A 15,034-nucleotide genomic window follows, 5' to 3' on the forward strand; every position below is an offset into this window, starting at 1 on the left:
GAGGCCTCCCCGCGCCCCTCCCGCCGTCGGCCCCCGCGCCCTCCGTCTCTCTCCTCAGGCCCTCCGTGTCAGGCCATCCACCGGTCCGGCCGGGCCTCCCGCCGTCCCGTCCGTGACCGGTCCGCCTGCGCCTGAAGAAGCTCGGCGGCCTCCGGCGCGGGGCGCAGCCGCGCCGTCACCGTCTTGTCGGCCCCCGTGTCCAGATGGACGTCGGCGAGGCCGTGGAGGCGTTTCCAGGGCCCCTGGGTCAGCCGGACGCTCTGGACCTTCGCATGGGGTACGAGGGAGAGGCTGCGGCGCAGCAGGCCGTGCCGCGCCGCGAACACGGTGTCGGTGACGGCGAGTCCGTACCCCCGCCACCAGAACGGCACGCACCATCCGGCCCGGCGCGGCGGCCGGGACAGGGCGGACGGCACCGTCACTCCCGGCAGCACACCCGCGATCACCGCCTCGGCGACCTCGCGCGGGGCGACCGGCACGAGGACGGAGTTGGACGACCCCGCCACGTCCAGTTCGACCCGGACCCACCCGCGCCGCCGCCACAGCAGCGGCTCGATGATCCGTACGGTCTGCACGCGCCCCGGCGGCACCGTCTCGTGCGTACGGTCGAGCAGGCCGTGGTCGATGCGCAGCCCGTCCGGGGAGTCGCCCACCGTCCAGTCGTACTCGCCGACGAACCGGCCCACGCTGCTCGCGCCCGCGGCGCCGAGCAGCGGCACGCCGGTCGCGAGGACCGACCACACGCTGTGGGTGGCGAACCAGAGCACCGGCGGTACGACCAGCGCGGCGGCGAGGGAGCCCCAGGTGGCGCCGGTGAGGACCAGGGAGACGGCCAGGACGCCCCCCGGGACGTGCAGCAGCCGCCGTACCGGCGCCTCGCCGACCTCGCGCGCCGTCTCGGGGGCGAAACCGGCCGCGCGGGCGAGGAGTTCGGCGCGCAGGGCGCGGGCGTCGTCCTCGCCGAGGAAGGCGAGTTCGTCCTTCTTGTGCGTCCCGACGACGTCGAGTTTGAGTTTGGTGACGCCCGCGACCCGGGCCAGCAGCGGCTGGGTGACGTCGACGGCCTGGAGGCGGTCGAGCCGGATGTGCGCGGTACGCCGGAAGAACAGGCCGGTGCGGATGCGCAGTTCCGTCTCGGTCACCGCGAAGTGCGTGAACCACCAGCTGAGGAAGCCGTAGAGGGCGGCCGCCGGCACGATCACGGCGAGCCCGATGAGCAGCGCCGTCGTCGTCAGCCGGGTCAGCTGCTCCTGCGCCTGATCGGGGTCGTGCACGGCCCATCCGGCTATCACGGCGACGGGCGCCCAGGCCCGCCGGAACGGCGTCACGGGGTGCAGCCGCCGTTCGACCAGCAGCTTCTCCTCGTGCTCGGCGTCCTGCGGGCCGGGCGCCGGCGTCGTCACAGCCCCGCCGATCGGGCCTCGCCCAGCTCGGTCAGCCGGTCGCGCAGCCGCTCGGCCTCGGCCGGGTCCAGACCCGGGATGCGCGCGTCCGTCGCGGCGGCGGCCGTGTGCAGCTGCACGCTCGCGAGCCCGAAGTGCCGTTCGACGGGGCCGGAGGTCACCTCGACCAGCTGCATCCGGCCGTACGGCACCACGGTCTCCTCGCGGAACAGCACCCCCCGGCTGATCAGCAGGTCGTCCGCGCGCTCGGCGTACCGCCAGGAGCGCCAGTTGCGCCCCAGCATCCGCCATCCCCATCCCAGCAGAGCGAGCGGCAGCAGGGCGAAGGCGGCCCAGACCGGTCCCGCGAGCAGCCCCGGCAGGAGGGCCACGGCGATCGTCAGCAGCCCCAGCCACACCACCAGCAGCAGTCGGCGCATCCGCAGCAGCCCCGCCGGCAGCCCGGTCCAGACCGGCTCCGAGGCCGTGTCGACCGCGGCTTCCGTGCTCCGCTTTTCCATGCCGCAAGGGTACGTACGCCAGACTGTGTCCATGACTCCCAAGACGGAGACCACGATCGGTATCGGCGGCGCCGCGGAAAGCACCGACATGGTGCTCAACATCGGGCCCCAGCATCCGTCGACGCACGGCGTGCTGCGGCTGCGGCTCGTGCTCGACGGCGAACGGATCCAGCATGCGGAGCCGGTGATCGGCTACATGCATCGCGGTGCGGAGAAACTGTTCGAGGCGCGCGACTACCGCCAGATCGTCATGCTCGCCAACCGCCATGACTGGCTCTCGGCGTTCTCGAACGAGCTGGGCGTGGTGCTCGCCGTGGAGCGGATGCTCGGCATGGAGGTCCCCGAGCGCGCGGTGTGGCTGCGCACGCTGCTCGCGGAGCTCAACCGCGTCCTCAACCATCTGATGTTCCTGGGCTCCTATCCCCTGGAGCTGGGCGGGATCACGCCGATCTTCTACGCGTTCACCGAGCGCGAGGAGCTCCAGCACGTGATGGAGGAGATCTCCGGCGGGCGCATGCACTACATGTTCAACCGGGTCGGGGGCCTCAAGGAGGACCTCCCCGCCGGATGGACCACCCGCGCGCGCGGTGCCGTCACCGCGCTGCGCTCGCGGATGGGTGTGTACGACGACCTGGTGCTCGGCAACGAGATCTTCCGGGGGCGCACGCGGGACGTGGGCGTCCTCGCGCCGGCGGCCGTGCACGCGTACGGCGTGAGCGGGCCGATCGCACGGGCCTCGGGGGTGGACTTCGACCTGCGCCGCGACGAGCCGTATCTGGCGTACGGCGAGCTCCAGGACACCCTGAAGGTCGTCACGCGGCAGGAGGGCGACTGTCTGGCCCGCTTCGAGTGCCTGCTGGAGCAGACGCACAACGCGCTGGACCTCGCGGACGCCTGTCTCGACCGGCTGGCCGAGCTGCCGCCCGGCCCGGTCAACCAGCGTCTCCCCAAGGTCCTCAAGGCGCCCGAGGGCCACACGTACGCCTGGACCGAGAACCCCCTCGGCATCAACGGCTACTACCTGGTCAGCAAGGGCGAGAAGACCCCATACCGGCTGAAGCTGCGCTCGGCCTCCTACAACAACATCCAGGCGCTGACCGAACTGCTGCCCGGCACGCTGGTCGCGGACATGGTGGCGATCCTGGGATCACTGTTCTTCGTGGTCGGCGACATCGACAAGTAGATCGGCGAGCAGGCCCTCGAACAGGGCGCGGCGGCCGGGCCGGGGCACTGCCACCGGTTGCAGCAGCCAGCCGAAGTCGCCCAGGCCGCCGGGCGCGGTGAGCTCGGCGGCCTCACCGGCGCTCGCGAGGGCGCGCACGTACGCGGCAGGATCGCTCGAAGCCAGCGCGAGCGCCGGTCGGGCGCCGCTCACGCCCAGCGCGCGCAGCGCGGTCCGCTGGGTCACCACGTGCCCTCCGGGCAGCGCGCAGGCGTCGAGGGCGACGTGCGCCGTGATGTCGCACGATCCGTCGGGCACGGCCCGTGTCTCCCGGCCCTCCCGGAAGCCCGTGAGCGTGCCGAAGGGCGGCCGGGCGGCGGAGAGGTGGGCGTAGTCGACGGCGACGGCCAGACCCCGGTCGAGGGTGGCCACGGCTCCGGCCCAGGCGGTGTCCCTGGAGAGCCCGATCTCGGCGCGGGCGCCCTCGCCGGACGCCGGCCACCACGTGCGCAGCCACTGCTCCTCCGCCCCGGCGACGGGGTCCCCGAGGCGTTCGGTCCCGTCCTCGGCCCGTACGAGAACCAGTCGCCGCACGCCGTGCGGGTCCACCTCGGCCACGTCCACCGGCACGTTGTCCAGCCACTCGTTGGCGAACAGCAGCCCGGTGATCCCGCGCGGGGGCTCCGGGAGCCACTCGATCCGGGGGTCGAGTCCGGCGGGGCGCGCGGCGCGTTCGACGGCGTACCCGCGCGCGCGTGCGGCCACGTCGGCGGGGAGCGCGGCGAGGACCCCCGTCACCAGTTCGCCGTGACCGGCCGCCATGTCGACGAAGTCGAGCGCGGCGGGACGGCCGAACGCCTCGTCGACCCGGCACAGCAGCCGGGCCACGGCCGCCGCGAAGAGCGGGGAGGCGTGCACCGACGTACGGAAGTGGGCCGCGGGACCCTCGGGCCTGCGGTAGAAGCCCGCCGGACCGTACAGCGCCTCCCGCGTCGCCTCGCGCCAGCCACGCCACCCGCCCGCCGCCTCATGCCTCACCGGGCCAGGCTAGGGCCTGTCGTCCGGATCGGGAGGCGCCCAGGGTGGATCAAGTGGCGCCGGGGTGGATCAAGTGGCGCCGGGGCGCGGTGTCCTGCCGGCCGTCCCGCGTTCCGCCACCCGATCAGGACGACGGGCCGTAAGCGCCGGGAACGGGGAGAGCCTCCACCTTGGGGAGTACGAGCACCGCCCGCGGATCGGTCCTCCGGTTGACCCCTGCACACTGCACGCTTCCCTACTCTGGGTTACGTGCAGCGCCTCTATGACTTTCTCCGCAGACACCCGACGTGGGTCGACGGCTTCTGGGCCGTCGTCCTGCTCGGGATCTCCGCCGTGAGCCTCACCAATGTCAACGGCGCTGCGAACCACCACGGGTCGCTCGCGGCGGCCCTCCCGATCTCGCTGATCCTGAGCCTGGTCGTGGCGCTGCGCCGCCGTATGCCAGAGAAGATGCTGGTCGTGGCGGCCGCGATGGGCCTCGCCCAGCTGGTCCTGGACGTCGACGTGGTCCCCGCCGACTTCGCGATGCTGGTGATCATCTACACCGTCGCGGCGGACGGCGCCCGCTGGGCCTCCCGCTTCGCGCTGGTCGGCGGCCTGTGCGCGGCGACGCTCTCGCAGATCCGCTGGCCCCAGACGGACTCCGGCTCGCTGGGCAACGTCCTGATAGCGGCCTTCCAGACGGTGCCGTTCGCGCTCGCCTGGGTGCTCGGCGACTCCGTCCGCACCCGCCGGGCCTATCTCGCCCAGCTGGAGGAGCGGGCCGCCCGGCTGGAGAAGGAGCGCGAGGCGCAGGCCAAGGTCGCGGTCGCCGCCGAGCGTGCCCGGATCGCCCGCGAGCTGCACGACGTGGTCGCGCACAACGTCTCGGTGATGGTGGTCCAGGCCGACGGCGCCGCGTACGTCATGGACACCGCCCCCGAGCAGGCGAGGAAGGCCCTGGAGACCATCTCCGGGACCGGCCGCCAGGCGCTCGCCGAGATGCGCCGCCTGCTCGGCGTGCTGCGCACCGGCGAGCACCAGGAGGTCGGCGAGTACGTGCCGCAGCCCGACGTGGACCAGCTGGACGACCTCATCGAACAGTGCCGCACCTCGGGGCTGCCCGTCGACTTCAAGGTCGAGGGGACACCGCGCCCCCTGCCCAGCGGCGTGGAGCTCACGGCGTACCGCATCGTGCAGGAGGCGCTGACCAACACGCGCAAGCACGGGGGCCCGAACACCGGAGCGAGCGTGCGGCTGGTCTACTTCGACGACGGCCTCGGCCTGCTCGTCGAGGACGACGGCAAGGGCGCGCCCCACGAGCTGTACGAGGAGGGCGGCGCCGACGGGCAGGGGCACGGCCTGATCGGGATGCGCGAGCGCGTCGGCATGGTCGGCGGCACCCTGGACGCGGGACCGCGGCCCGGTGGAGGCTTCCGCATCAGTGCCCTGCTGCCGCTCAAGCCCGCGCACTGACACCTGTACACGTGGACACCCGTACACGTGCGATCCGTAAGCACTTGTGATCCGTACGCAAGTGAAGTGAAGGGACCCCGATGGCGATCCGCGTGATGCTCGTCGACGACCAGGTGCTGCTGCGCACCGGTTTCCGGATGGTGCTCGACGCCCAGCCGGACATGGAGGTCGTGGCCGAGGCGGGCGACGGTGTCGAGGCTCTCCAGGTGCTGCGGGCGACGGCCGTCGACGTGGTGCTGATGGACGTCCGCATGCCGAAGCTGGACGGGGTGGAGACCACGCGCCGCATCTGTTCGGAGCCGGAGCCCCCGAAGGTGCTCATCCTCACCACCTTCGACCTCGACGAGTACGCCTTCTCCGGGCTGAAGGCGGGCGCCTCCGGCTTCATGCTCAAGGACGTGCCGCCCGGCGAGCTGCTCACCGCGATCCGGTCCGTGCACAGCGGCGACGCGGTGGTCGCGCCGTCCACCACCCGGCGCCTGCTCGACCGCTTCGCGCCGATGCTGCCCAACGCCGGCAAGGACCCCCAGCACAAGGGGCTGGAGCGGCTCACCGACCGCGAGCGCGAGGTGATGATCCTGGTCGCGCAGGGCCTGTCGAACGGAGAGATCGCGGCACGCCTCGTGCTCTCCGAGGCGACCGTGAAGACCCACGTGGGGCGCATCCTGACGAAGCTGGGGCTGCGGGACCGGGTGCAGGTGGTGGTCCTCGCCTACGAGACGGGGCTCGTACGGGCGGGCGGCCACCGCTGATCCGTCGGCGGCCGTGCGCCTGATCGCGTCGGCGGCCGGACGCGTGATCGCGTCGGCGGGCGGCCCCCCGTGGTCCCGCACGGGCCGCGAGGCGCGGCTCAGCGCAGGATGCCCTCCAGGAAGTCGCTGCCGAGCCGGGCCACGACCGCCACGTCCAGCTGGTGCAGCACGTACCGGCCACGGCGCCGCGTGGTGATCAGGCCCGCCTTCTTGAGCACGCCCAGGTGCCGGGATATCTCGGGCGCCGTCACCCCGTTCACCTGGGCCAGCTCGCCCGTGGTGAACGCGCTGCGGGCCAGACTCCGGCAGATCCGCATCCGGACCGGGTGCGACAGCGCGGTCATCCGCAGCGTCAGCTGCTCCAGGGAGGACGGGGCGGTCAGCTCGGGGGAGCCGACCGGGTAGTGCAGCACCGGCTGCCAGTCGTACCGGTGCAGCACCATCAGGTGCGGCCAGCCGAGACTCGTCGGCACCAGGAGGAGGCCGCCGTCCCCGGTGGACGTCCGGCCCTGGCCCAGCTTGTCGACCGTGATCGTCCGCGTGGTCTCGTCGAGCGCCAGGGCGGGGGAGACCGACGCCACGGCCTCGGCCAGGCCCCTGCGCCGCAGGAGGTCCGTCTTGTGGCGGGCGTCCGCCGCGAGCTGGTGGCGCAGCCGGGACCAGGTCTCCGCGAAGAACGCCTCGTCGCAGTCCTCCAGGAACTGCCGCAGCCACGCCCGGATCTGCGGGGGATCGTCCAGCAGCCGCCTGCTGAACCGCACCTGCTGGGGTCCGCGCGCGGCGGCCAGCTCCAGCGCGCGGTGCTGCAGCTTCGGGTCGGAGAGCGTGTCGGGGCCCGGCCCCTCGTAAGGGAGCGCGCAGGTGAACTCCAGCGCCGCGTCCACGAACTGCTCGTCCGTCAGCTTGTCCAGCTGGTCCAGCTCCTCGGCGAGCGTGGCGCCCGGGAGCGTGCTCCGGCCGGGGATGCCCGCGTACGGCAGGAACAGGTCCGAGAAGGTCGTCCGCCACAGGAAGTCGGCCTCGCACATCCGGTCGGCGAGATGCGGGTCGAGCCGGGGGGTCACGCCGGTCGCCCAGCCCTGGAGCCCGGGGTGGTGCCCCGGCTCGGACAGCGCGTGCAACGCCATCCCGAGCTCGGCCAGCGGCGAGGGCACGACGGCGATCCGCTCCGGCCGCAGCCCGGTGACATCGATACGCACGCTCATGACCTCATGGTGCACCCCGCCACCGACAACGCCGCCGCCGATTGACGGCCGTCGTCAATCGACGGCGGCCGTGCGCCGGCCCACGCACGGCCGTGCGCCAGCCCACGCCCGCCCGGCCGGGCGGGCACGCCGCCGCGGGCTGCGGGCAGGAAACGGGGGCGGACCGGGGATGAAACGGGGTGGAGCGGGGTTGAACCGGGGCGAACCGCCCCGGGATGCCCGCGGACCGCCGTCGCCCGGACCCGACCCGACCCGGCCCGGCCCGGACCCGACCCCGACCCGACCCGGCCCGGACCCGAGGGGCGATCCGCCATGAGTGGACGAGCCGGATCAGCCGGGCAGCCGCGCCACGAACTCCGCGACGGCCGCCTTCACGTCCTCGGCCGTCCACGCCAGGCCCGGACCCGCCACGGTGACCTCGGTGAGCGCCAGCCCCGGGCCGCCACGGCTCCACCGCCCGAAGAGGCCGGTCCTCGTCTCCTCGGTGTGCAGCGTCGCCACGTCCGTGAGCACCTCGGCGTCGTAGGGCAGCCAGACCTGGAACTGATGGGTGTGCGGCTCCTCCGGATGGACACGCGCCCAGGCCACCCCGGCCTCGGCGAACCCCTCGCGCAGGGCGGCGGCGACCACGCGCGCGTGGGCCACGTACGCGGGCAGCCGCGGCAGCTCCCGGTCCAGGCCGATCAGCGCCGCCAGAACGGTCGGGAACTGCTGGAAGACCATGCCGCCGTACCTGTGCCGCCAGGCCTTCGCCTCGTCGATCAGCGTCCGCGGGCCCGCGACCGCCGCCCCGCCGAGGCCGTCGAGCGACTTGTAGAACGACACGTAGACGCTGTCCGCGAGGCCCGCGATCTCGTCCAGGGGACGCCCGAGATGCGGGGTGCACTCCCACAGCCGGGCCCCGTCGAAGTGCACGACGGCATCCCGCTCGCGCGCCGCCTCCGTGACCGCCACGAGCTCCTCCCAGGACGGCAGCACGAAACCGGCGTCCCTGAGGGGCAGTTCGAGCAGCAGTGACCCGAACGGCTCCTCGAAGTCCCGGACCTCCTCGGCGGTCGGCAGCCGCGGTTCGCCGGTCACCCGCACCGGGCGCAGGCCGCTGAGCCTGCTGAACGCGTGCCGCTCATGCACCTCCGGGTGGCCGAGCGCGTGCATCGCGACCGTCGCGTCGCCGGTACGGCCCGCCCAGCAGCGCAGGGCGACCTGCTGGGCCATGGTCCCGGTGGGGAAGAAAGCGGCCGCCTCCTTGCCGAGCAGTCCGGCGACCCGCTCCTCCAGGGTCTCCACGAGCCGGTCGCCGTACATGTCCACCGGCCGGTCGAGGTCGTACACGCTTTCGGCCCCGTCGTTCAGCGAGGCCAGCCGCGAACGGACCGTCTGCTGATGGCCGGGCCGCCACAGCACCCGTTCGGCCGCCTGCCACGCGGCACTTCGCCGCTCCCGCTTCCGCTCCGCCGTCTCTTCCCGGTCCGGCCCGCCCGCCTCGTCCGTCTCCCGCTCCGTGTCCCGCCCGGTGTCCCGCTCCGCGGCCTGTTCCCGGCCCCGCTCCGCCGAATCGCTCATCCCCGGATGATGCCGTGCGCCGTCCCGTCCCGGCACCCCGATTTGACCACCCCTCGCGACCTGCGGAAACCCACAGGCTGTGGACAACCAAAACAGTCCCCGAACCAATCGCGTTAACATGACGAGAAATCGTCCGGTACCCCGAGCGGACTGGAACGGAAGGCCGCCGTCGAGTGAGTACATCCCCTCAGCCAGAACCCAAGGACCGACCCGCACGCCTCGGCGTCGGCGTCGTCGGCGCGGGCCGCGTCGGCCCCGCCCTCGCGGCGGCCCTCCAGCTCGCCGGACACCGCCCGGTGGCCGTGTCCGGGGTCTCCGACGCCTCCAGGCGGCGTGCCGCGCTCCTCCTGCCCGACGTGCCGCTGATGTCCCCGGCGCAGGTCCTCCAGCGCGCCGACCTGGTCCTGCTGACCGTCCCCGACGACGCCCTGCCCGGCCTCGTCGAAGGACTCGCCGAGACCGGGGCCGTCCGGCCCGGCCAACTGCTCGTGCACACCTCCGGGCGATACGGCGCGCGGGTCCTCGACCCGGCTCTGCGGGCCGGCGCCCTGCCGCTCGCCCTGCACCCCGCCATGACCTTCACCGGCACCCCCGTGGACGTGCAGCGGCTGGCCGGCTGCTCCTTCGGGGTCACCGCGCCCGAGGAGCTCCGCCTCGCCGCCGAGGCCCTCGTGATCGAGATGGGCGGCGAGCCCGAGTGGATCTCCGAGGAGTCCCGGCCGCTCTACCACGCGGCCCTCGCGCTCGGCGCCAACCACCTGGTGACCCTCGTCGCCGAGTCCATGGACCTGCTGCGCGCCGCGGGCGTCGAGGCACCCGACCGGATGCTCGGCCCGCTGCTCGGCGCGGCCCTCGACAACGCCCTCAGGTCCGGCGACGCGGCCCTCACCGGCCCCGTCGCGCGCGGTGACGCGGGCACGGTCGCGGCCCACGTCGCCGAGCTGCGCAAGCACGCCCCGCAGACCGTCGCCGGCTACCTCGCGATGGCCCGCGCGACCGCCGACCGCGCCCTCGCCCACGGCCTGCTGAAGCCGGAACTCGCCGAGGACCTCCTCGGGGTGCTCGCCGACGGCGCGACCCTGCCCGACGACGGGAGCGACCGATGACCGTCCTGCTGCGCACCTCAGGCGACCTGCACGCGCGCGGGCGCGGCGAACGCCGGGCCGTGGTGATGACCATGGGCGCCCTGCACGAGGGCCACGCCACCCTGATCCGGGCGGCACGCGAGATCGCGGGCCCCGGGGGCGACGTCGTCGTCACCGTCTTCGTCAACCCGCTCCAGTTCGGCGCGGGCGAGGACCTCGACCGCTACCCGCGCACCCTCGACTCCGACGTCAAGATCGCCGAGCAGGCGGGCGCCGACGCCGTCTTCGCCCCCTCCGTGGACGAGGTCTATCCCGGCGGCGAACCCCAGGTCCGGCTCTCGGCCGGCCCCATGGGCGGGCGGCTGGAGGGCGCCACGCGCCCCGGCCACTTCGACGGCATGCTCACCGTCGTCGCCAAGCTGCTGCACCTCACCCGGCCCGACACGGCACTGTTCGGGCAGAAGGACGCCCAGCAACTCGCCCTGATCCGCCGCATGGTGCGCGACCTGAACTTCGGCATCGAGATCGTCGGCGTACCCACCGTGCGCGAGGAGGACGGACTCGCCCTCTCCAGCCGCAACCGCTTCCTGTCGCCCCAGGAGCGGCGTACCTCCCTCGCCCTCTCCCAGGCGCTGTTCGCCGGCCGCGACCGGCACGCCGCCCAGGAGGCGCTGCGCGCGCGGGCCCGCGAAGTGCCCGCCACACGCGCGCGTGCCGAGGCGCTCAGCGCGATCGGCGAGTCCCGCGCCGCCGCCGACGCGCACGCCGTGGCCAAGGCGGCCCCCGGCGGCCCCTCCGGTGTCCGCGCGGCCGCCCGCCTGATCCTGGACGAGGCGGCCCGCCTCAAGCCGCCGCTGGCCCTGGACTACCTGGCACTGGTCGATCCGTCCGACTTCACCGAGATCCAGGACGACTTCACCGGCGAGGCGGTCCTCGCCGTCGCCGCCCGGGTCGGGACGACCCGCCTGATCGACAACCTCCCCCTCACCTTCGGAGCCGCCTCGTGACCGGCAAAGGCACAGGTACCGGTAAAGGCACAGGTACCGGCATACGACTGCACGCGCCCGCCCCCGGCTGGGCCCTGACCGCCGACGTGGTGGTCGTCGGCTCCGGCGTCGCCGGCCTCACCGCCGCCCTGCGCTGCGAGGCGGCGGGCCTGACGACCGTCGTCGTCACCAAGGCACGCCTGGACGACGGCTCCACCCGCTGGGCCCAGGGCGGCATCGCCGCGGCCCTCGGCGAGGGCGACACCCCCGAGCAGCACCTCGACGACACCCTGGTGGCGGGCGCGGGACTGTGCGACGAGGACGCGGTACGCATCCTCGTCACCGAGGGCCCCGACGCCGTACGCCGCCTCATCGCGACCGGAGCCCACTTCGACGAGTCCTCCGAGGGCGACCTGGAACTCACCCGTGAGGGCGGCCACCACCGCCGCCGCATCGCGCACGCGGGCGGGGACGCGACGGGCGCCGAGATCTCCCGGGCGCTCGTCGAGGCGGTCCGCGCGCGCGGCCTGCGCACGGTGGAGAACGCGCTCGTCCTGGACCTCCTGACGGACGCCGACGGCCGCACCGCGGGTGTGACCCTGCACGTCATGGGAGAGGGCCAGCACGACGGCGTGGGAGCCGTGCACGCCCCCGCCGTGGTCCTCGCCACCGGCGGCATGGGACAGGTCTTCTCCGCGACCACCAATCCCTCGGTCTCCACGGGCGACGGCGTGGCCCTCGCGCTGCGCGCGGGCGCCGAGGTCTCCGACCTCGAGTTCGTCCAGTTCCACCCGACCGTGCTGTTCCTCGGCCCGGACGCGGAGGGCCAGCAGCCCCTGGTGTCGGAGGCGGTACGCGGCGAGGGCGCCCACCTGGTCGACGCGGACGGCGTGCGCTTCATGCTCGGCAAGCACGAGCTGGCCGAACTGGCGCCCCGGGACATCGTCGCCAAGGGCATCATGCGCCGCATGCAGGAGCAGGACGCCGAGCACATGTACCTCGACGCCCGGCACTTCGGCGCCGACATGTGGGAGCACCGCTTCCCGACCATCCTGGCCGCCTGCCGCGCCCACGGCATCGACCCGGTGACCGAGCCCGTCCCGGTCGCCCCGGCCGCCCACTACGCCTCCGGCGGCGTCCGCACCGACGCCCGGGGCCGCACCACGGTCCCCGGCCTGTACGCCTGCGGCGAGGTCGCCTGCACCGGCGTGCACGGCGCCAACCGGCTCGCCTCCAACTCCCTCCTGGAGGGACTGGTCTACGCCGAGCGCATCGCGGCCGACATCGCGCACAGCCGTACGGAGGACGGCCTCCACGCGCGCGTGCCCGAGCCGGTCCCGCACCCCGACAAGCCCGCGCACCCGCTGCTCGCGCCCGAGGCCCGGTTCGCCATCCAGCGGATCATGACGGACGGCGCGGGCGTCCTGCGCTCGGCCGAGTCCCTGTCCCAGGCCGCCGACCGCCTCCAGCGGCTGCACGCGGACGCCCGTGACGCCCTCGACGAGAACGGCAAGACCTCCGAGCCCGGTGTCGACACCTGGGAGGCCACCAACCTCCTGTGCGTGGCCCGGGTCCTGGTCGCCGCCGCCGGCCTGCGCGAGGAGACCCGCGGCTGCCACTGGCGCGAGGACCACGCCGACCGCGACGACGCGGACTGGCGCCGGCACATCGTCGTACGGCTGAATCCCGACCGCACACTCGCCGTACACACCACCGGCACAGCAGACTTCCCCCCGACCCTCCCCTCAGCCGACGGCCCCGCCCGAGCAGGGGAGACCCCCATGTCCCAGCAGACGCACCGCGACCAGGAGCAGTGACCGAAGTGAGCACCCCCGATCTTCCCCTCGCCCAGAGCGGCGGCTGCGGCGACGGCTGCGGCTGTGGTGGCGGCGACGAGACCTACGACGAGACGTACATGGAGTGCGGCCTCGACCCCGCGCTCGCCCAGCTCCTCGCCGACGCCGGACTCGACCCCCTGGAGGTCGAGGACATCGCGAACGTCGCCATCCAGGAGGACCTCGACAACGGCGTGGACGTGACGACCGTCGCGACCATTCCCGAGGACGCCGTCTCCACCGCGGACTTCACCGCCCGTGACGCGGGCGTCGTCGCGGGCCTGCGGGTCGCCGAGGCCGTCGTCTCCGTGGTCTGCACCGACGAGTTCGAGGTGGAGCGGCACGTCGAGGACGGCGACCGGGTCGAGGCGGGACAGAAGCTCCTCAGCGTCACCACCCGCACCCGCGACCTCCTCACGGCCGAGCGCAGCGCCCTGAACCTGCTGTGCCGTCTGTCCGGCATCGCGACCGCCACGCGCGCGTGGGCCGACGCCCTGGAGGGCACCGGGACGCGCGTGCGCGACACCCGCAAGACGACCCCCGGCCTGCGCTCCCTGGAGAAGTTCGCGGTGCGCTGCGGCGGCGGCGTCAACCACCGCATGTCGCTCTCCGACGCCGCGCTGGTCAAGGACAACCACGTGGTCGCCGCGGGTGGCGTGGCACAGGCCTTCACGGCCGTCCGCGAGGCCTTCCCGGACGTGGCGATCGAGGTGGAGGTCGACACGCTGCACCAGCTGCGCCAGGTCGTGGACGCGGGCGCCGACCTGATCCTCCTCGACAACTTCACGCCCGCCGAGTGCGAGGAGGCGGTGGCCCTGGTCGCCGGCCGCGCGCTCCTGGAGGCCTCGGGCCGGCTCACCCTCGGCAACGCCGAGAAGTACGCCAGGACGGGCGTCGACTTCCTCGCGGTGGGCGCCCTGACCCACTCCTCGCCGATCCTGGACATCGGCCTGGACCTGCGCGACGCGTCGGCGGACGAGACGTCCACGGACGGGGCGGAGTAGCACCCATGCTCCTCACCATCGACGTCGGCAACACCCACACGGTCCTCGGCCTCTTCGACGGCGAGGAGATCGTCGAGCACTGGCGCATCTCCACGGACGCCCGCCGCACCGCCGACGAGCTCGCCGTGCTCCTCCAGGGCCTGATGGGCATGCACCCCCTGCTCGGCGAGGAACTCGGCGACGGCATCGACGGCATCGCGATCTGCGCCACCGTCCCGTCCGTGCTGCACGAGCTGCGGGAGGTGACCCGCCGCTACTACGGCGACGTGCCGGCCGTCCTGGTCGAGCCCGGCGTCAAGACGGGCGTGCCGATCCTCACGGACAACCCGAAGGAGGTCGGCGCGGACCGCATCATCAACGCGGTCGCGGCGGTCGAGCTCTACGGGGGGCCGGCGGTCGTCGTCGACTTCGGTACGGCGACCACCTTCGACGCGGTCAGCGCGCGGGGTGAGTACGTGGGCGGTGTCATCGCGCCCGGGATCGAGATCTCCGTCGACGCGCTCGGCGTCAAAGGGGCCCAGCTGCGCAAGATCGAGGTGGCCCGGCCGCGGGCGGTCATCGGCAAGAACACCGTCGAGGCGATGCAGTCCGGGATCATCTACGGGTTCGCGGGGCAGGTGGACGGGGTCGTCAACCGGATGGTGCGGGAGCTCGCCGAGGATCCGGACGACGTCACCGTCATCGCGACCGGGGGGCTGGCGCCGATGGTTCTGGGTGAGGCCTCGGTCATCGACGAGCACGAGCCGTGGCTCACGCTGATCGGGCTCCGCCTGGTGTACGAGCGGAACGTGTCCCGCACCTGAGGGGGGCGCCCCGCCGCCCCCAGACCTCCTTCGGCCTGAACGGCCTCGTCCTCAAGCGCCGGACGGGCTGGAGACGCGGGCCGGCGCCGGATCGTTCCGGTTCGGTCGTCGGCCTTCACGGTCCGACCGTGGGGCGCGGGTCCGCATCTCAAGCGCCGGACGGGCTGGAGACGCGGGCCGGCGCCGGATCGTTCCGGTTCGGTCGTCGGCTTCACGGTCCGGCCCTGGGGCGCGGGCCCGCAC

13 protein-coding genes are annotated in these 15,034 nt (G+C 73.7%); 8 read left to right on the forward strand and 5 right to left on the reverse strand.

The window, feature by feature from the left end; genetic code table 11:
* Positions 1–68 precede the first annotated feature (68 nt).
* Both ACFV2J_RS24310 and ACFV2J_RS24315 read right to left on the reverse strand, forming a co-directional pair.
* A complete protein-coding gene (locus ACFV2J_RS24310) occupies positions 69–1,403 on the reverse strand; it encodes a PH domain-containing protein (protein ID WP_385440525.1) in 1,335 nt (444 codons plus the stop codon).
* Entirely contained in the window at positions 1,400–1,903 is a 504-nt protein-coding gene (locus ACFV2J_RS24315; protein WP_385093322.1) for a PH domain-containing protein, read from the reverse strand. Before ACFV2J_RS24315 ends, ACFV2J_RS24310 begins: the two co-directional genes overlap by 4 nt.
* Before the next feature lie 31 nt (positions 1,904–1,934).
* Between ACFV2J_RS24315 and ACFV2J_RS24320 the strand changes: the two genes are divergently transcribed.
* The gene (locus ACFV2J_RS24320) at positions 1,935–3,086 is read left to right on the forward strand and encodes an NADH-quinone oxidoreductase subunit D (RefSeq protein ID WP_148012301.1); all 1,152 of its coding nucleotides are present in this window, start codon (positions 1,935–1,937) and stop codon (positions 3,084–3,086) included.
* Here ACFV2J_RS24320 and ACFV2J_RS24325 read toward each other — a convergent pair.
* A complete protein-coding gene (locus tag ACFV2J_RS24325; protein ID WP_385093319.1) occupies positions 3,051–4,103 on the reverse strand; it encodes an SAM-dependent methyltransferase in 1,053 nt (350 codons plus the stop codon). The genes ACFV2J_RS24320 and ACFV2J_RS24325 overlap by 36 nt on opposite strands.
* Positions 4,104–4,352: 249 nt before the next feature.
* Here ACFV2J_RS24325 and ACFV2J_RS24330 point away from each other — a divergent pair, with 249 nt between their 5' ends.
* Positions 4,353–5,558 (forward strand): sensor histidine kinase, encoded by a 1,206-nt coding sequence (locus ACFV2J_RS24330; RefSeq protein ID WP_385093316.1) that lies wholly within the window; start codon positions 4,353–4,355, stop codon positions 5,556–5,558.
* Between the two features lie 80 nt (positions 5,559–5,638).
* On the forward strand, positions 5,639–6,310 hold the full coding sequence (locus tag ACFV2J_RS24335; RefSeq protein WP_385093313.1) for a response regulator: 672 nt from the start codon (positions 5,639–5,641) through the stop codon (positions 6,308–6,310).
* Positions 6,311–6,408: 98 nt separating this feature from the next.
* On the opposite strand, the gene ACFV2J_RS24340 is transcribed toward ACFV2J_RS24335, so the two are convergent.
* Positions 6,409–7,515, reverse strand: a complete 1,107-nt coding sequence (locus ACFV2J_RS24340; protein ID WP_385093310.1) for a DUF5937 family protein — start codon at positions 7,513–7,515, stop codon at positions 6,409–6,411.
* Between the two features lie 330 nt (positions 7,516–7,845).
* Positions 7,846–9,078, reverse strand: a complete 1,233-nt coding sequence (locus ACFV2J_RS24345; RefSeq protein ID WP_385094065.1) for a threonine aldolase family protein — start codon at positions 9,076–9,078, stop codon at positions 7,846–7,848.
* 173 nt (positions 9,079–9,251) lie between these two features.
* On the opposite strand from ACFV2J_RS24345, the gene ACFV2J_RS24350 reads away from it, so the two are divergent.
* The 5 genes from ACFV2J_RS24350 to ACFV2J_RS24370 are packed head-to-tail and all read left to right on the forward strand — an operon-like array spanning position 9,252 to position 14,791.
* Positions 9,252–10,184 (forward strand): Rossmann-like and DUF2520 domain-containing protein, encoded by a 933-nt coding sequence (locus ACFV2J_RS24350; RefSeq protein WP_385094063.1) that lies wholly within the window; start codon positions 9,252–9,254, stop codon positions 10,182–10,184.
* Positions 10,181–11,170 carry a pantoate--beta-alanine ligase gene (gene panC / locus ACFV2J_RS24355; protein ID WP_385440532.1) on the forward strand — a complete coding sequence of 330 codons (990 nt, stop codon included), beginning with the start codon at positions 10,181–10,183 and terminating at the stop codon, positions 11,168–11,170. The genes ACFV2J_RS24350 and panC overlap by 4 nt, the downstream gene beginning before the upstream one ends.
* Positions 11,167–12,966: an L-aspartate oxidase gene (locus ACFV2J_RS24360; RefSeq protein WP_385094058.1), complete on the forward strand. Its 1,800-nt coding sequence runs from the start codon at positions 11,167–11,169 to the stop codon at positions 12,964–12,966. The genes panC and ACFV2J_RS24360 overlap by 4 nt, the downstream gene beginning before the upstream one ends.
* A gap of 5 nt (positions 12,967–12,971) precedes the next feature.
* The gene (gene nadC, locus ACFV2J_RS24365) at positions 12,972–13,988 is read left to right on the forward strand and encodes a carboxylating nicotinate-nucleotide diphosphorylase (RefSeq protein ID WP_385094068.1); all 1,017 of its coding nucleotides are present in this window, start codon (positions 12,972–12,974) and stop codon (positions 13,986–13,988) included.
* Positions 13,989–13,993: 5 nt separating this feature from the next.
* Complete coding sequence (locus ACFV2J_RS24370; RefSeq protein ID WP_385094055.1) at positions 13,994–14,791, forward strand: type III pantothenate kinase; 798 nt, start codon at positions 13,994–13,996, stop codon at positions 14,789–14,791.
* The last annotated feature ends 243 nt before the right edge of the window (positions 14,792–15,034 follow it).

It is taken from the genome of Streptomyces sp. NPDC059668 (assembly GCF_042734135.1).
In the GTDB taxonomy this organism is placed as follows: domain Bacteria; phylum Actinomycetota; class Actinomycetes; order Streptomycetales; family Streptomycetaceae; genus Streptomyces.